The organism is Brevibacterium marinum (assembly GCF_011927955.1).
Classification (GTDB): Bacteria; Actinomycetota; Actinomycetes; order Actinomycetales; family Brevibacteriaceae; genus Brevibacterium; species Brevibacterium marinum.
Genome location: NZ_JAATJN010000001.1, coordinates 490,233 through 507,708 on the forward strand (window position 1 = coordinate 490,233; position 17,476 = coordinate 507,708).

At 64.1% G+C, this 17,476-nt stretch carries 16 protein-coding genes; 5 read left to right on the forward strand and 11 right to left on the reverse strand.

The genetic code is table 11. The annotated features are described in order from the left end of the window. Positions 1 to 203: 203 nt before the first annotated feature. The 5 genes from BKA07_RS02115 to BKA07_RS02135 form a co-directional block, all read right to left on the reverse strand. On the reverse strand, positions 204 to 869 hold the full coding sequence (locus tag BKA07_RS02115) for a hypothetical protein (protein WP_167949442.1): 666 nt from the start codon (positions 867 to 869) through the stop codon (positions 204 to 206). Between the two features lie 58 nt (positions 870 to 927). Beyond that, entirely contained in the window at positions 928 to 1,779 is an 852-nt protein-coding gene (locus BKA07_RS02120) for a fumarylacetoacetate hydrolase family protein (protein WP_167949443.1), read from the reverse strand. A 197-nt stretch (positions 1,780 to 1,976) separates the two neighbouring features. Continuing rightward, positions 1,977 to 2,891: a universal stress protein gene (locus tag BKA07_RS02125; protein ID WP_167949444.1), complete on the reverse strand. Its 915-nt coding sequence runs from the start codon at positions 2,889 to 2,891 to the stop codon at positions 1,977 to 1,979. Then, positions 2,888 to 4,336, reverse strand: coding sequence for an APC family permease (locus tag BKA07_RS02130; protein WP_167949445.1), 1,449 nt, complete (start codon positions 4,334 to 4,336; stop codon positions 2,888 to 2,890). Before BKA07_RS02130 ends, BKA07_RS02125 begins: the two co-directional genes overlap by 4 nt. 207 nt (positions 4,337 to 4,543) lie before the next feature. Beyond that, entirely contained in the window at positions 4,544 to 5,092 is a 549-nt protein-coding gene (locus BKA07_RS02135) for a CGNR zinc finger domain-containing protein (protein ID WP_167949446.1), read from the reverse strand. A 96-nt stretch (positions 5,093 to 5,188) separates the two neighbouring features. Here BKA07_RS02135 and BKA07_RS02140 point away from each other — a divergent pair, with 96 nt between their 5' ends. Genes BKA07_RS02140 through BKA07_RS02155 form a run of 4 tightly spaced genes read left to right on the forward strand, consistent with a single transcriptional unit; the run spans position 5,189 to position 8,636 of the window. Then, positions 5,189 to 6,547, forward strand: a complete 1,359-nt coding sequence (locus BKA07_RS02140) for an MFS transporter (protein ID WP_167949447.1) — start codon at positions 5,189 to 5,191, stop codon at positions 6,545 to 6,547. A gap of 42 nt (positions 6,548 to 6,589) precedes the next feature. After that, a complete protein-coding gene (locus tag BKA07_RS02145) occupies positions 6,590 to 6,979 on the forward strand; it encodes a metalloregulator ArsR/SmtB family transcription factor (protein ID WP_167949448.1) in 390 nt (129 codons plus the stop codon). A 1-nt stretch (position 6,980) separates the two neighbouring features. Beyond that, positions 6,981 to 7,475, forward strand: coding sequence for an SRPBCC family protein (locus BKA07_RS02150; RefSeq protein WP_167949449.1), 495 nt, complete (start codon positions 6,981 to 6,983; stop codon positions 7,473 to 7,475). A gap of 36 nt (positions 7,476 to 7,511) precedes the next feature. Further along, entirely contained in the window at positions 7,512 to 8,636 is a 1,125-nt protein-coding gene (locus BKA07_RS02155; protein ID WP_167949450.1) for a PLP-dependent cysteine synthase family protein, read from the forward strand. A 107-nt stretch (positions 8,637 to 8,743) separates the two neighbouring features. Here the strand turns inward: BKA07_RS02155 and BKA07_RS02160 are convergent, their stop codons facing one another. The 6 genes from BKA07_RS02160 to BKA07_RS02185 are packed head-to-tail and all read right to left on the reverse strand — an operon-like array spanning position 8,744 to position 16,455. Next, positions 8,744 to 9,484 carry a GntR family transcriptional regulator gene (locus tag BKA07_RS02160; protein ID WP_167949451.1) on the reverse strand — a complete coding sequence of 247 codons (741 nt, stop codon included), beginning with the start codon at positions 9,482 to 9,484 and terminating at the stop codon, positions 8,744 to 8,746. Beyond that, a complete protein-coding gene (locus tag BKA07_RS02165) occupies positions 9,477 to 11,156 on the reverse strand; it encodes a dipeptide ABC transporter ATP-binding protein (protein WP_425339345.1) in 1,680 nt (559 codons plus the stop codon). Before BKA07_RS02165 ends, BKA07_RS02160 begins: the two co-directional genes overlap by 8 nt. Further along, positions 11,156 to 12,976, reverse strand: coding sequence for a gamma-glutamyltransferase family protein (locus tag BKA07_RS02170; protein ID WP_167949453.1), 1,821 nt, complete (start codon positions 12,974 to 12,976; stop codon positions 11,156 to 11,158). The genes BKA07_RS02165 and BKA07_RS02170 overlap by 1 nt, the downstream gene beginning before the upstream one ends. 1 nt (position 12,977) lies before the next feature. Further along, positions 12,978 to 13,892 (reverse strand): ABC transporter permease, encoded by a 915-nt coding sequence (locus BKA07_RS02175; protein WP_167949454.1) that lies wholly within the window; start codon positions 13,890 to 13,892, stop codon positions 12,978 to 12,980. After that, entirely contained in the window at positions 13,889 to 14,845 is a 957-nt protein-coding gene (locus BKA07_RS02180) for an ABC transporter permease (protein ID WP_167949455.1), read from the reverse strand. Before BKA07_RS02180 ends, BKA07_RS02175 begins: the two co-directional genes overlap by 4 nt. Beyond that, positions 14,845 to 16,455, reverse strand: a complete 1,611-nt coding sequence (locus BKA07_RS02185) for an ABC transporter substrate-binding protein (protein ID WP_342448966.1) — start codon at positions 16,453 to 16,455, stop codon at positions 14,845 to 14,847. Before BKA07_RS02185 ends, BKA07_RS02180 begins: the two co-directional genes overlap by 1 nt. A gap of 221 nt (positions 16,456 to 16,676) precedes the next feature. On the opposite strand from BKA07_RS02185, the gene BKA07_RS02190 reads away from it, so the two are divergent. After that, positions 16,677 to 17,372 (forward strand): YoaK family protein, encoded by a 696-nt coding sequence (locus BKA07_RS02190; protein WP_167949457.1) that lies wholly within the window; start codon positions 16,677 to 16,679, stop codon positions 17,370 to 17,372. Positions 17,373 to 17,476: the final 104 nt, after the last annotated feature.

Below are 17,476 nucleotides of genomic sequence, written 5' to 3' on the forward strand. Positions count from 1 at the left end.
CCTATCGTGCTGAAACGTCGTTCACAGCGACCATTTTCTCTGAGGTTCCTGTGAAGAACGGCAGGAGATGAACAGCCTCTGAGACTTGAGCCAATTTCACGCAATTTTCCTTGCCTTCTCTTGTATCAAGACTGTTGATGTTTGAGACTGGCAACCAAGCCGCAGGACGCGGCCGTTCGTCATCAACCAAGGAGTGAAATATGTCAGAGAACTTTGGACAGGACAACGAAAACTTCGGTCAGGACCAGAACTCCGGTGCTGACCAGGGCGGCTTCGGCGGCGGAAACCAGGAGCAGCAGGGTGGTGGCTTCGGCGGCGACCAGCAGGGTGGCGGCCAGAGCGGACCGGGCGGCCAGGGCGGCGGCTTCGGCGGCGGCGACAACGACCGCAATGAAGGCGGCCAGCAGGGCGGCCCCAGCGGCGATGACCGCGGCCAGAGCGGCCCCGGAGGCCAGCAGGGTGGCGGCCAGGAATCCGGCGGCGGCTTCGGTGGCGGCCAGAACGGGACCGGCGGCGATGATCGTGGCCAGGGTGGCGGCTTCGGCAGCGGAAACGACCGAGGCGAAGGCGGACCCGGCAGCCAGAACGGGCCCGGCGATGACCGCGGCCAGGGCGGCGGCCAGGAATCCGGCGGCTTCGGCGGCGGAGGCCAAGGCGGACCCGGCGGCCAGCAGGGCGGCTTCGGCGGCGACCAGCAGGGTGGCGGCCAGGACGGACCCGGCGGCCAGGGCGGACCAGGCGGTCAGGGCGGCCAGGGCGGCTTCGGCGGCGACCAGAATCAGCAGGGCGGCTTCGACCAGCAGCGCTGATTCTCTCGGCCTTGTGCGCTGATTGATGTGGGCGGTGCTCCCGGTAGGGGCACCGCCCACATCTGTGTCACTCAGCTGCAGTCGCCTGGTCGTGCCTCCGTCCGGCTCTGGGCAGTGGTCACCGGGTGACGGTCACGAGCTGCCGGTGTCGGCCGAGCCCGTCGATCTCCATCTCTACGACGTCTCTGTCGGCCAGGTACGGGAACTTCCCCGACATCGCCACGCCCTGCGGTGTACCTGTCAGGATCACGTCTCCGGGTTCGAAGGGCATCGTCTGGCTGAGCTGATGGATGATCTGCCCGACATCGAAGATCAGGTCACTCGTCGTCGAATCCTGACGAACCTGGCCGTTGACCCAACTGCGCAGTCGCAGGGCCCCGGGGTCCACCTCGGCGGCGGGCCTGATCCACGGTCCCAGGGGTGTGAAACCGGGGAGGTTCTTCCCCTTTGACCACTGACCTCCGGATTCCTCGATTTGGAACCTGCGTTCGGACAGATCATTGCCCAGCACATAGCCTGCGACGTGCGAATAGGCGTCCTCCGCTGAGGCAACTCGGAAGGCCCTGCGGCCGATGACCACCCCCAGCTCGACCTCCCAATCGGCCTTAGTGGCATAGGGCGGAAGCTCCAACTGATCATAGGGGCCGGCGATCGTAGAGGGCATCTTGAAGAAGACGACCGGTGCCTCGGGCGGCTCTGCCCCCGCCTCCCGAGCATGCGCCGCGTAATTCATACCCACGCACACTACAGCCGAAGGGCGCGAAATGGGCGCGCCGATGCGCAGATCCTCCGCTCCGGCGATGACGTCCAGCTCCCCCTTACTCAGTGCGGAGCGGACCTGGTCGATGCCGCTCTCGGCAAAGAAGTGTTCGTCGATGTCAGCAGTCAGGGGGCGCAGATCGTAGTGGACGTCGTCGTCGCGGACTACCGGGATCTCGTGGCCGATGGGGCCCAAACGCAGCAATTCCATAGGGTTCCTCTCTTGTTCGCCAGGCTCCCGCATCCGGCCGTCGTTGGACGAATGCGCGGTGCGAGCCTGTGGCCCCACGCTAACGTCGTCTCGCAGCCTAAGTTGGAATCGTTCAAGTCTTAGACCGGTCTTTTGTGGATGGGACACAGTGGCCGGGCACGCAGATCTCGCTCCTGTTCTCCCGCTCCCCCGCCGGTTCAGACGGCCGATGCCGTGTAGTCGGACTTCGCCCGCCGGGGGACCACGACGATGGGCACCGGGGAGTGCTGCAGGATTCGCATGGCGTGGCTGCCCAGGGACACACGCTTGAGCGCGCCGAGACCGGAGGAGCCGAGCATCATGGCTTCGGGCTCCTCCCATTCCACCGCGGTCAGCGCGCTCTCCCAGTCCGGTCCGGTCCCGATGGCCACATCGGTCTCGCCCGGCTTGATCTGAAGCTGATCGATCGAGCACAGGATCTCGTCGGTGTCCTGCCGGATCACGTTGGCCCATTCGTCGATGACGCTTGACTCGACGTCGAGTCCCACGCCAGCGGCAGAGATCACCCGCGACCGGGGCGCGAAGGACGCAATGCGGAAGGGCACCCCGGACTCGGCGGAGACAATCGCGGCTCCGAGGATGAGATCCGCCGAGGTGGACGAACCGCTGTATGCGGCCGTGATCCTGCGAAGGCGAGCACCGGGTGCGGCCCTGTATCCGACCGGCGCCAGCGCCACCGGCAGACTGGCGCTGTGCAGCAGTCCGGTGGAGACCGAGCCCAGTGCGATTCGGCCCGGCTTCCCGTCCTCTGCGGGACCGACGACGAGGCGGAATGCATTCTCCTTCTGACACATCTCGAGCAGTCCACGTCGTGATGAACGGGCACTGTGGACCACGCATTCGGACTCGATGTCATCGGGAAGGAGCGCCCGCACCTCGTCCAGCGCCTCCTCGGCGACTCTGCGGAGCTTCTTCTGGTATTCGCTCTCGAAGTGCACGGGGCTCATCGGCCAAGCGGTGGAGTCGACGGCCGCTGCGACGAGCCGGCGCCCGTAGGACCGCGCGAGCACGATCCCGAGTTCCACTGCCGCCCTGTTGTCCTGACCGGGCGCGATGCCGACGACGATGCTCATTTCTCTCCTCCAGGGGTATCGATTCCGTCACTGCCGGCAAGTCCTGCCCGCTGCTTGCCGAGGACCGAAGACCTGCGGCCGAAGATGAAGTACAGCCCGAGGATCACCGCGGTCCAGATGAGGAAGACGACGATCGTGATGATCTGCAGGTTGCTGATGATCCACAGACACCCGATGATCGCGAGCACCGGCAGGACCGGGTAGAAGGGCACCTTGAAACCGCGCTCGAGGTCGGGTTCGCGCACACGCAGGATGATCACCGCCAAGGACACGACGACGAAGGCGACGAGGGTGCCGATGCTCGTCATCTCGGCGAGGAAATTCAGTGGGATGAAGCCGGCCAGAACGGCGATGACGATCGTCACGACGATCGTTCCCTTGACCGGGGTCAGTGTGCGCGGATTGACGTCGCCGAAGAGCTTGGGCATCATCCCGTCGCGCGACATCGTGAACAGGATGCGGGTCTGGCCGTAGATCGAGACGAGCGTGACGGAGAAGATCGAGATCACGGCACCGGCGGCGACGACGGTGCCCGGCCATTGGGCACCGACGATGTTCTCGAGGATCGCAGACAGCCCGGCGCTCTGGCCTTCGAACTCCTGCCACGGCTGGGCGGACAGGGCCGCGATGGCCACGAGCACGTAGACGGTGGTGACGATGAGGAGCGCGGCGATGAGTGCCCGCGGCATGGTCTTCTTCGGGTTCTTGGTCTCATCACCGGCGGTGGCGACGGCGTCCATGCCGACGTAGCTGAAGAAGATCAGGCCGGAGCCGGCGATGACCCCGGAGAAGCCGAAGGGGGCGAAGTCGGCGAAGTTGTCGACGTTCCAGCCGGTGACTCCGACGAGTACGAAGAAGAGGAGGACGCCGATCTTCGTGCACACCATGATGGTGTTGATGACGACGGACTCGCCTGTACCTCTGACCAGCAGGAAGCAGCACATGGCCAGGAGCAGGATGGCCGGCAGGTTGACGACTCCGCCCTCCTCCGGCGCATAGGCCAGGGCATGGGGGATCTCGAACCCGACGAGGTTGAACAGCAGTTGATTGACGTACTGCGACCAGCCGACGGCGACCGCGGCCCCGGCGACCCCGTATTCGAGGAGCAGACAGGCAGCGACCCCCATCGCCGGCAGCTCCCCGAGGGTCGCGTATGCGTAGGAGTAGGAGGAGCCGGATACGGGCACGCTGCCGGCGAGTTCGGCATAGCAGATGACTGCGAGGCCCGCGACGAGGCCGGCGATGACGAACGACCAGATCACCGCGGGTCCGGCCACGGGCACGGATTCGGAGAGGATGAAGAAGATGCCGGTGCCGATGGTCGACCCGACGCCGATCATGGTCAGCGAGAACAGACCGATCGTGCGCTTGAGATCGCCTTCGGCCTCCCCTCCCTGCTGCGGGACCGGTTTAACTCGGAAGAGCTGCTGTCGCAGAGTTGCCATTGTCATTCCTCAGACTTCGTCGTCTTTCGTGAGCATGAGCGCCGAAACCGTCGGTGGTCGACAAGTGATGTCGTCCCGGATGCGGCACGTTCTTTATTGAGACCATACGACAGTCAGGGGCGATTGGAGGAGTCGGCAGGGAGGATTTTCGGACATGGCACCGAACACACCCAGAGACCAACAGGCCTTGTCGGTCGCGAGTCGTTGTCAGTCGCGGGTCTTCCGATAATGCCTTAGCGCCTTGTCACGACCTCCGCAGGTCTGCATCGAACACCAGCGGCGGCTGCGGTTGCGTGACGTGTCGACGAAGAGCCACCCGCAGCTCGGGCACGACTTGACCCGATCAAGGCGATCGCCGGTCAGCTCCTTCAATGCTGAATCCGCGAAAAGGGCGATGAGCGAGGGCACGTCCCACATCCTCGGCCAATCGCGGACGATGCCTCGTCCTGACGGCCGGTACCCCCGGGTCCTCAGGCCCCGCGAATGTGCATCGGTGATGGAGTTCAGGCTCCGTTGCGGGGCCTGCGTGCCCGAGGCGATCGCCGTGAACGTTTCGAAGACGTCTTCCCTGAAGGCACGCAGGTCGGCGAGGTCTCGGCCCGAGGGCGTCGATGCCAGCTCGAGGTCGAGCGATCGGGCCCATCCGTCTGCGATCTCCGCTGACCCCAGCCAATCGCGGTCGCCCTCCTCCCGCCGATCGGGGACCGAGTTGGCCAATTCCAGACAGGGAGCGTTGCCGACATGTTCGAAGTCCATCACGCCACTTTACCACCCAAACCCTATTGACAGGTTATGTTTCGTGCATAACACTTGACTATCTAAAGATTATTCATTGGTTAAGGGCTGATCATCGTGAACTCACCATTCCGCTGGCTGTGGACCGGGGCCGGACTGTCGAACCTCGGCGACGGGGTGACTCTCACTGCACTCCCGCTGATCTCTCTCGCAGCGGGCGCGAGCCCGGGGGAAGTCGCACTCGTCACGACGCTGGCAACGATCGCGTGGCCGGCCTTCGGGCTGCATGCAGGGTGGCTCGTCGACCGCTTCCCGCCCCAACGCCTGCTCGCCGTGGTCAACGGACTGCGGGCCCTCGCGCTTCTCGGACTGTCGGCCGCCATTGCCTTGGACACCGCCGTGACTCTCGCAGTCTTCACAGCGGCCTTCATCTACGGCCTGGCGGAAACCCTGGTCGACACATCCCTCATCGCCGGCATCCCCCGCACGGTCGCGCGAGCCGAGCTCACCGGCGCGAACTCGCGTATCGAAGCGACCATCAATATCGCGAATCAACTCGCGGGACCGCCTCTTGCCGGTTTGCTCCTCGGCGCCACGGGGCTCCTCGCAGCGGCTTCGGGCACCGGACTGTATTCACTTGCAGCGATCGCCGGAATCGGCCTGATCCGCTCGATGCACCGCCATACACGAGGTGACAGCAACGCCGGCGAGGACGCCGCCGACAGCCACGGACCGGGACGCTCCCCTTCAGAAACGACGCAAGGCACCTCGAGCCCGAGCAGCTCGCGCGGGATCAGGGAAGGCATCCGCTTCCTCTTCAGCCATCGCCTGCAGCGCGAACTCACACTCATGACCGCGGCCATGAGCATGGTCTGGGGCGCATGGACCGCAACGTTCGTCCTCTACGCAGTCGCTCCTGGCCCACTCAACCTCAGCAGTGCCGCCTACGGCTGGCTGCTCACCGCGATGGCGATCGGCGGCATCATGTCGTCAGCCCTCACCGAACGCCTGCAGGCAAGATTCTCGACGACCGCACTGCTCTTCGTCGATGCGATCGGCACACTCGGCCTCGTGCTCCCAGCCGCTCTCGGGGCGCCCCTGCCGATCATCGTCGTCGGGCTCGTCACGGCTGGTGCAGGCTCAACGATCTGGAGGATCATCGTCGCCGTCATCCGGCAGCAGACGACGCCGAGGCATCTCATCGGCAGGGTCTACTCCGCCTCCCGCGTCGTCAACTGGGGAGCCCTTCCGCTCGGCGCCGCACTCGCCGCCCTCGGCGTCGAGACGCTGGGGGTGCCCGGAGTCTTCTGGATCGGCAGCGGGCTGTCGATCGGGATCTGCGGGTGGCTGACAGCGGCAATGCCACGCATGAAGGCGAGGATCGACGAGGCAGAGGCAGAGGCAGAGGCAGAGGCAGAGGCAGAGGCAGAAGTTATATTCAACCTAAAGGTTGACAAACAGTCGAAGCGGCCCTAGATTCGTATTCAACAACTTAGTTGAATACGAATCGGAGGTCCAGTGACCGACCAGTTGACGAAGGTGTTCGCCGCCCTGGCCGACCCCACACGCAGAGACATGGTGGCCAGGCTGTCCGTCGCCGACGCCACAGTCAACGAGCTCGCCGACCCCTACGAGGTCAGCCTCCAGGCCGTGTCGAAGCACCTCAAGGTGCTCGAGGATTCGGGACTGGTCACTCGCACCCGGGAGGCGCAGCGCAGGCCGGTCCACCTCGAAGACAATGTGTTCGATCTGATGACCAAATGGATCGAAAGATACAGACAACAGGCAGAAGAACGCTACCAACGCCTCGACGCGGTCCTGGAGACCATGGGCACGGACGAGGAACCCACAGACTCCCCGGCCACCTCGGCGAGGGATCACACAGACACATCACGCAAAGGAGCATGACATGACCACCGCAGACACCGACTATTCGGACCTCAAACTCGAAGTTCCCGACGGTTCTCAATCACTGTCGATCACCCGCGACTTCGCCGCATCGCCGGACAAGGTGTTCCGCGCCCACACCGACCCCGAGCTCTTCGTCAGGTGGTGTGGGCCCGACACGATCACGAACACGATCCGCGAGTGGGATGCGACCACGGGCGGGCACTGGAGCTACCTGGCCAGCGACGACGACGGCGAATACGGATTCTTCGGCTCCTTCCACGAGGTGCGCGAGAACGAGCGAATCGTTCAGACCTTCACCTTCGAGGGCTTCCCCGATGCCGTGAGCCTCGAAATCCTCACGCTCAGCGACCTCGGCGATGGACGAACTCGACTGAACTCCACCTCGATCTTCGACTCCGTCGAATCCCGCGACGGCATGGTCGCCTCAGGCATGGAAGTCGGCATTCGCGAGGGCTACGAGAAACTCGACCGGCTGCTGAGGGAAGCGCAGTGATCGTCAGCGGCGAACTTGTCCCATAAGCTCGAGGGCATGACCGAGACATACGACAGCCTGATCGCACCTGCCGAAGACGACATCGACCGCTACGATCCGGAAGCGCGCCGCTGGTTGACAGGTGCGATCAAGGCCGTCCAATCGGATGCCAACAGATCCTCGGACACACACCTTCTGCACGTGCCGCTGCCCGCCGAATGGGGAATCGACCTCTACCTCAAGGACGAGTCGAGCCATCCCACGGGATCGCTCAAGCACCGTCTGGCCCGGTCGCTGTTCCTCCACGCGCTGTGCAACGGTTGGATCCGAGCCGGTCGCCCCGTCGTCGAAGCGTCGAGCGGATCGACTGCAGTCTCCGAGGCGTATTTCGCCCAACTCATCGGCGTTCCGTTCATCGCCGTCATGGCTCGCTCCACCAGCGCCCAGAAGATCTCGCTCATCGAGTTCTACGGCGGCACCTGCCATTTCGTCGACAACGCCAATGAGGTCTACGAGGTGGCTGCTGATCTGGCCGCGGAATCCGGCGGTCACTACATGGACCAGTTCACCTACGCCGAGCGTGCCACGGATTGGAGGGGCAACAACAACATCGCCGAGTCGATCTTCGATCAGATGTCGAGCGAGACGCATCCCGAACCGTCGTGGATCGTTGCCACAGCGGGCACGGGAGGCACCTCGGCGACCTTGGCCAGGTACGTCCGCTACACCGGGCGGGCCACAGGAATCTGCGTCGCCGACCCCGACAATTCGGCCTTCTTCGCCGGGTGGCGCGATCACGACCCCTCTGCGACGACCGATCAGGGGTCCCGGATCGAGGGCATAGGACGACAGCGAGTCGAGGCGAGCTTCATCCCCTCGAGCATCGACCGGATGATGCATACTCCCGATGCAGCAGCCATCGCCTCCATCCAGCTCCTCGAGAAGCTGATAGGACGCAGAGCCGGAGCCTCGACGGGCACCGGCCTGTGGGCCGCCTTCCGCATCGTGTCGCAGATGAAGGCGGCCGGACAGACGGGCAGTCTGGTGTCGTTGATCTGCGACCCGGGCGATCGCTATCTCGACAAATACTATTCCTCCCAGTGGCTGACCGAAGCCGGAATCGATACCGGCCCCTATCGAAAACGCCTCGAGGAGTTCATGGCCGGCGGTGTCCTGAACTGATCGACGGTTCTCTGGCCGACGAGCGGTCGGTGTGGCAGTCCTCCCGCTCGATGTTCCAGTCGAAGTCGAGATGATCGTCGAAGCCTGAGGTCTCCGGCGGACCAACATCAGATGGTTCGTTCGGGAAGTGCCGCCATCATGGCGAAGTACGAGTCACGGCTTCGTCGAACGTGGCGGGCCATCACCTCGGCGGCATTGGCATCCTGGCCGGCATCGATGGCGGCGATGATGTCGCGGTGTTCGGGCCAGGCCTGGGGTCCACGGCGGGTGACGTTGAGCGAGTACAGCCATTCGATCTTGCCCGAGATCTGACGCAGGAGGCTGACGAAGGACAGGCTGCCGCTGAGCTCGGCGATGGCGAAATGGAAGCGCATGTTGAGCACCGCAAGGTCTTCGTAGCGTTCCTGACCGATGACGATGTCGCCGGCGTCGAGGATCTCGTTGATCTCCTTGCGTATCGTTCTCCACCGATCGTCCGGTGCCTCACCGTTGCTCTGCTGTGCAGCGCGCTTCGCTGCTCGTTTGGCGGTCGCGGATTCGAGGACGATGCGGATCTCGAACAGATCTTCGGCGTCCTCGGTCGGTGAGGGTGCGACCATGCTGCCACTGTAGGGACGGGATTCGACGAGCCCCTCAGCTTCAAGAGACCGAAGCGCTTCTCGAATCGGAATGCGCGAGACCGCATACTGCTTCGCCAGGGCCGCCTCGCGAAGTTTGCCGCCCGGAAGATGTACGCCCGTGATGATGTCGTGGCGGATCTGTGCTCCGACGCTCACGCTGCTCGAGGTCGAAGCGCCACCGGGTTTCGCCGTCCCGTTCGAGGCCGAGGTGGTGCCGGTCTCAGACATGGAGCAGGCCGGATCCGGGCACGGCGGCCAGCAGACTCTGTGTGTACTCCGCACTCGGTCGGTCGATGACGTCTCTCGTCGTGCCCGCCTCGACGACTTCTCCGCTCTTCATCACAACCACATCGTCTGCCATGTTCGCGACAACTGCAAGATCGTGTGTGATGAACAGGCAGCTGACACCGAGTCCCGACTGCAGTTGACGCAGGAGTTCGAGGATCTGCTCCTGCACCAGGACGTCGAGTGCGGATACAGCTTCGTCGCAGATGAGCAGCTCGGGCTCGCTTATCAGTGCCCGCGCAATCGCGATCCTCTGGCGTTGCCCACCGGAGAGATCCGCCGGACGGCGCCCGAGCATCGAAGCCGGCAGCGCCACCTGTTCGAGCACCTCGGCGACCTTGCGCTTCCGCTCTGCCTGCGTGCCGATCTTGAATACGTCGAGGGGTTCACGGATGATCCGCTCAATGCCCCACATCGGGTTGAGCGAGGAGAACGGATCCTGGAACACCGGCTGGCTGAAGCGCCGCAGAAGGCTGCGCTCGGCTCGTGACGTGGCGTCGACATTGCGTCCCCCGGCGAGCACTTCGCCGCTGGTGGCCTTCTCCAAACCGAGCACGATCTTCGCGATCGTCGACTTCCCGGATCCGGATTCGCCGATCACTGCGGTCGTCTTCCCGCGCTTGGCGCTGAAGCTCACGCCGTTGAGGGCGTGGACCTCCTTACCGCGTCCGCGCAGCTTGTAGACCTTGTGCAGGTCATTGATGTCAAGCACATTCGCCGAGGCGACTGCATCGACATCGCTGACATCGTCGGCCCGGAGCTCGGCGTCGGCTGCCGCGGCAGCGTTCGGAGGGCTCTGCTCTCGCTCGACCACGATGCTGGGGGCGGCCTTGACAAGCGCCTTCGTGTACTCGTCCTGAGGGTTTCCGAGCACCTGCTGCGGTGTCCCGCGTTCGACGACACGGCCTTCATCCATGACGAGGATGGTGTCGGTCCGCTCCCCCGCCACACCCAGGTCGTGGGTGACGAAGAGCAGTGAAGTCCCTCGCTCGGTGACGAGCTTCTGCAGGTGATCGAGGATCTGCTTCTGCACGGTCACGTCGAGGGCGGAGGTCGGTTCGTCAGCGATGATGAGATCGGGGTCGCCTGACAGTGCGATCGCGATGAGAATCCTCTGCCGCATGCCGCCCGAGAATTCGTGCGGATAGGACCGTCGCCGGTTCTCCGCATCCGGGATTCCCGCTTCCGTCATCAGGCGCACGACGTTGCGGGTCACCTCGGCAGAGTTCGACAGTCCATATGTGCGCAGGGCGTCGGCGATCTGATCCCCGACGCGCATGCTCGGGTTGAGGCTGGCCATGGGATCCTGTGGCACCAACGCGATCGACCGTCCGCGCAGAGTCTGAAGGCGCTGCCGATCCGCGTGCACGAGGTCCTCGCCGCGGTACTTCACGGTTCCGGAGCTGACATGTCCCGCTCCCGGAAGGAGACCGAGGATCGCGCTGATGGTCGTGGATTTGCCGGATCCCGACTGCCCGACGAGGGCCAAACGCTGCCCCGGTGCCAGTGTGAAGGCCACGTCATGGAGAACCGAGGTCTCGTAGGAGACTCCGAGGCCGGAGACCTCGAGGACGAAGTCGGACGGTTCCACACCGCCGTTGATCGCAGCACTCATCATCTGCCTGCCGCGTATCCCTGGGCACCGCGTGGGTTCGCCCCTGCACTGACGCGTCCGGTGGCCGGGTCACGGGTCACGCAGGAGAGGCGCCCGAGCTCCCAGTCCCCCGCCCGGGTCACGACGTGACCGCGTTCGATGAGTCCGTTGATGACGTCATCGCCGAGGCGGTCCTCGACGACCGCTCCACCCGGAACCCAGGTGCGCGGCCAGAAGGACCCCGCCAGTGAGGTGGTGTGCAGGGCGGGTGCGTCGATGGCCTGCTGCGGTTCGTATCCGCCGATCAGCATGCGCAGGATCATCAGCAGCTGCCACTGCTCCTGTTGGTCACCCCCCGGAGATCCGAGGGCGATGACGGGTTGGCCGTCCTCCGAGATCAGGGTCGGAGTCAGGGTGGTGCGAGGGCGTTTGCCCGGGGTCAGCGCCGAGGGCGCACTTTCGTCGAGCCACATCATCTGCAGCCGCGTGCCCAGGCAGAAGCCGAGCTCCGGGACGACCGGCGAGGACTGCAGCCATCCGCCCGAGGGCGTGGCGGAGATGACGTTGCCCCACCGGTCGACGACGTCGATGTGGCAGGTGTCGCCGTTGTTGACGCCGTTCTTCTGCACGGTCGGCTCGCCGATGCCCGCCTTGGCCAGAGCCTCCTTGTCGCCACCTTCGGGCGTGAGCGGTGGGGTGAAGGTCGAGACTGCCCCCGTGGGGTTCGCGCCCGGACGGAATTCGAGCGAGGCAGCGTCCGTGATGAGGGATCGACGGCTGACGGCATAGTCCTCGCTGAGCAGCCAGTCGAGGTCGACATCGGCATCCCCGTAGTAGGTGTCTCGGTCGGCCATGGCGAGTTTGAGCGCTTCGAGGATCGTGTGAGCACCGAGCTCGGTCGAGGGATCAAGGCGTTCGTCGTCGAGGCCGTCGAGGATCTTCAAGGTCTGAAGCAGCACCGGCCCCTGGCCCCAGGCTCCGATCTTGGCGATCGAGTAGCCGCGGAAGTCGATCGTCACCGGCGTCTCGAAGCGCGCCTCGAATCCGGCGAAGTCCTCTGCTGTCATCACGCCGGCGTGATCACCGCCGGTCGAGTGCCGGTGCGGGGTCGAGATGAACTTCGCGACCGCCTCGGCGACGAAACCGGACTTCCACTCCTGCCGTGCCGCGGCGATCCTGGCGGCACGTCCCTCCGCGCCCTCACCCGAGACGCCTTCACCTGCGGCGATGAGCTTCTTCAAGACCTCGGCGTAGGGGCGGTTGAAGACGAGGTCGCCCGACTTCGGGACCTGGCCTTCGGGCATCCACTGTGCCGCAGACGTCGGCCAGTGTTCGGTGAAGAGCTCCCGGACGCGTTCGATGGTGCCCACGACCCGGGCAAGGACGGGGTGGCCGTGCTCAGCATAGTCAATGGCGAAATCGAGAACATCGGCGAGCTCCCAGGTTCCGTGGTGCTCGAGCAGGTTGAGCCAGGAATCGACGGCACCGGGAACTGCGGCCGCGAGCGCCCCGGCGCCGGGGACCATGTCGAGTCCCTCGCTGCGGTAGTGATCGATGGTGGCCGCTGCCGGTGCCGGCCCCTGGCCCATCATGATCTGGGGGTTCGCCGGATCCTCGGCGGTGGCGAAGACTCCGGTCATGTCGCCGCCGGGGCCGTTGAGGTGGGGTTCGACGACGTGGAGGAGGAAGGCTCCGGCCGTGGCGGCGTCGAAGGCGTTGCCGCCGCGTTCGAGCACGGCCTGCGAGGCCGCTGTCGCCAGCCAGTGGGTGGAGGCGGCCATTCCGAAGTGACCCTCCAGGGTGGGCCGGGTGGTGAAGGCAGCGGGCGAGGTGAATGACATATCAGTGTCCCTTCTTCGAATTGGGGTCGAGGACGTCGCGCAAGGCGTCCCCGAAGAGGTTGAAGGCCAAGCAGATGAACAGGATCGCAAGTCCCGGGAACAGCGCCGTCGACGGCGCACGGAAGATGTACTGCTGCGCGTCGGAGAGCATGATGCCCAAGCTGGGAGAGGGCGGCTGGATGCCCAAGCCCAGGAAGGAGAGAATCGATTCTCCGATCACTGCGGTGGGAATGATGACGGTGGCCTGCACGATGATCGCCGAGGCGATGTTGGGCAGGACGTGCATGCCCAGAATACGTGTCTTCGAGGCGTCGGTGGCGATGGCCGCCTTGACGAAATCAGCCGATTTCAGTCGCATCGTCTCACCCCTGACGACACGGATCATCGTGGGCACCTGGGAGATGCCCAAGGCGATCGCCGCATTGGCCAGGCTGGGGCCCGAGATCGCTGCCAAACCGACGGCGATGATGAGGAACGGAAACGCCAGAGTGACGTCGGTGAGGCGGGAGATGATCGCGTCGAGGCCCCTGAAGTATCCGGCCAGCAGGCCCAGCGGCGTGCCGACGATGACGGCCAGTGCAACCGCCAGGAGCCCGACCTGCAAGGAGGCGCGGACGCCGAAGGCCAGCCGGGAAAGGATGTCACGTCCCAGGTCGTCGGTGCCGAAGACATAGCCGATCGTGCCCGGGACTTGGAACGGAGCGTGGAAGTTCGTCTGCGCGAATCCGTAGGGCGCGATGAGCGGTGCGAAGATTCCGATGAGCACGACGAGGGCGACCATGACTGTGCCGATGAGCCCCATCGGGTTGGACAGGATCGAGCGCAGCAGCCACCAGGTGCGGTTGTTCGAAGCTTGGAACTCGGGGTCGAGGCCGTGGGTGTTCTTGTCGGTGTTGGTGACGATGGGTGTGGTCATGAGGCATCCTCGCTGATGCGAATCTGTGGGTTGATGACCGAATAGAGGATGTCGACGGCCAGGTTGATGAGAATGTAGGAGGCCGTAATCACGAGGACAACGGCTTGAATGACCGGATAGTCGCGGGAGAAGACGGCATCGAGTGTGAGCTTGCCCAGGCCCGGCAGCGCGAAGATCCTCTCTGTCACCACAGCGCCGGAGATCAGTCCGCCCAGCTGCAGTCCGATGATCGTGACGAGGACGATCAGCGAGTTGCGCAGTCCGTAACGGAAGAGCACCCGTGGTCTGGACAGGCCCTTGGCTCGTGCCATACGCACATAGTCTGTGCCCATGGACTCGATCATCGATGCCCTGGTCTGACGGGTGATGACTGCGGCGAGGCTGGTGCCCAGGATCACCGATGGAAGGGTGAGGTAGTAAATGCCGCGGAGCGGGTCGGAGAGAACGTCGACGTACCCCGAGGCGGGAAACCAACCGAGGGTGACGGCCAGTCCCGTAATCGCCAGGAGTCCGAGCCAGAAGTTCGGAACCGAGAGTCCAAGGAGAGCGATGAAATTGCTGCCGAGTTCCGGCCATTTCCCGCGGAAGCGTTCCGCGAGCATCCCCAGGGCGATTCCGACGATGACGGCGACGACGATCGCGTAGAGCGAGAGCCAGAGGGTCACAGGCAGGGTGGTGGCGATCATTTCGGTCACGACCAGACCAGTCCTGGTGGATTCGCCGAGGTCGCCGGTCACGATGTCACCGATGAACTTGGCAAACTGGACGAGCATGGGCTGGTCGAGCCCGAGGTCGGCGCGGATCGCATCGAGGCGCTCGGGAGTTGCCTCCTCACCTGCCATCGCCAGTGCGGGATCTCCCGGAAGCATGCGCACGCCGAAGAAGATGACAATGCCGGAGAGGACGAACGTGATGATTGCGTGGACGATCTTGGTGAGCACGAACCTGGTCATCACTGACCTTCCTTCCCCAGGAATCCGGCCTCGGATAGATGGACGACGCCGTCGGAGAACACGTCGATGCCGGACACGTCGTCGGTATAGGCCGTGAGGTTCTTCTGCCGGTAGAGATAGATGATCGAGTTGAGTTCTCCGGTCCGCTGCGAGGCCTGGCCGTAGAGTTTCCTGCGCTCTTCCTTGTCGGTGGCTTCACTGGCGCGGGTGAGCAGATCGCTGAGCTTGTCGTCGTCGACTCCTGTCACGTTGTTGCCTGCCCCCGGATAGAGGAAGGTGTAGAGGTTTCCGTGCGGATCGACGCGACCGGACCAACCAAGCTGGAGCAACTGGTAGTCGCCCCGGTCCTGAGCATCAAGCAGTGCGGTGTATTCCATCGGCTGGATCGAGATCTCGAAGCCTGCCTCCTTGGTGGCGGCCTGCACGGCCTGTGCGAAGCGAAGCGTGTCCTGAGTGTTCGAGACCTTCATATTCACCTTGAGCGGAAGTTCGACTCCGGCATCTTCGAGAAGCTTTTTGGCACCTTCAGGGTCATAGTCGACGCACTCATTGCTCGCCTCGGATGCGAAAGGACTGTCCGGGGAGATTCCTGAGCACGCCGACGAGAACCAGCCGTTGAAGACGGTGTTGACCAGCGCTTTGCGGTTGATGGCCATCGACAGCGCCTTGCGCACCGTGGGGTCCTGACCCAGCGGTGTCTCGTAGTTCTTCGGGTCGTCGCCGAAGCCCATGTTCACGGTCAGCCCCTGATAGCCCAGCGAGTTCGACTGCAGAAGCCCGATGCCGGACTCTTCCTTGAGGGCATCGACGTCCTGCGGCGATATGGTGTCCGCGACCTGAACGTCACCCGAGCGGATGTTCGCGGCACGGATATTCGCGTCGGTCATGATCTGATAGGTGATCGAGTCCAGGTGGACCTTGTCCGCGTCGTAGTAGTTCGGGTCCTTGACGACTTTGATCGATGTCTGCGCGATGCGCTTCTCGAATTTGAAGGGTCCCACGCACACCGGGTTGTCACCGAAGTTCTCTCCGGCTTCGTCAAGGGCCTTCGGCGACATGATCATTCCGGCACGGTCGGCCAAGGCCGCGGTGAACGGCGCGAAGGGTTCATCGAAAGTGACCTCGACGGTGTGTTCGTCGACCGCGGTCACGTCGTTGATCGGACCGAGTTCGGCGGAGCGGGAGGATTCTTCGAGCTTGAGTCCGCGTTCGATGGTCCTCTTGACCGCCTCGGCGTCGAAGTCGGTACCGTCAGCGAATTTCACTCCGTCTTCAACCGGGATCCGCACGATCTTTCCGTCCTCGGAGATGGTGGGCAGCGAGGCCGCGAGCATCGGTGTGATCTCACCGTCGGCGTCGATGTCATAGAGCTTCTGGCACATCGTCTGCATCACGTAGCGGGTGTAGAGGGAGGAGGACGTCGTCGGGTCGAGACGGTCCGGCTCGGACGACAGCGCCATGACGAGATCTCCGCCGTCTCTGAATGCTCCCTTGTCAGCATCGACCGACTTCACGTCGGGTCGTTCGGGTGGTTCTCCCAGCGGCTGGACCGGGACGCACCCCGCCAGCAGCACAATGCCGGCGAGCACCGCTGTTATCCGTCTTTTCACGCGCACTCCTGTGTGAGCATCCATCTCAGAAGCTGATCGACTCATCGCACCAGCCCTATTGTTTGCATACAATCTAATCGGTGTCTAACGTTTTGTATACAAATGTTGAGAAGTTCCCGAATTCTGGGATCGCTCACACCTTCTGCCGACGAGAGCGCGGCGCATCGGCTGATGCGCTTCCGCTCACCGGGCAGGTGCCTTCATGACTGGAAAGGGGACCAATGACACGTCGACTCGATCTGGCCATGCTGCTCGTGCTGACATTCTCGACCGGAATGGTCGACGCGATCGGCTACCTGGGCTTCGACAAGGTCTTCACCGGGAACATGACGGGCAACGTCGTCATCCTCGGCATGGGCCTGGCCGGAGCCGAGGACACTCCGGTCCTGCGTCCCGCGCTGGCACTCGTATTCTTCATGGTGGGAGCTGCCCTGGGCGGACGCATCCTGGGTCGAATCGGCGAGGAATGGCACACACGCACCACGACGATCTTTGCCGGCGTCGCCATCGGCTGTGCAGGGCTGGCCGTCTACGTCGCGCTCATGCCCGAGCCCGAGGTGGGGCTGGCCGGAACATTCTTCACCTCGGTGCTCTCCGCCCTCATGGGTGCGCAGGCGGCCGCGGCACGGAGGATGAAGATCGCCGATGTCACCACCGTCGTGGTCACCTCGACGATCGTCGGCCTGGCCTCGGACTCACGACTGGCCGGAGGCGACAGCGTCCGCTGGATCCGCCGCGCACTCGCCGTCTTCCTCATCCTCATCGGCGCCGTCGCCGGTGCCGCGACATTGATGATCAACCAGTGGATCGGCATCGCTGTCGTCGCCCTGGCCATCGCTGTCGTGGCCGTCATCGGCCACCTGGCTGCACGCAAGCGGGCCCTCGCCGAGGCGGCCGAGGCGTCCGTGCACGCCTGAGCAGATTCCACACCACCGAGAGCTATTCAATACATGTGATCATTGCACTAACGTGAAGACTGAGCAGTTCATCACGTGGCCCGCTGACCATGAGGACGATTGGA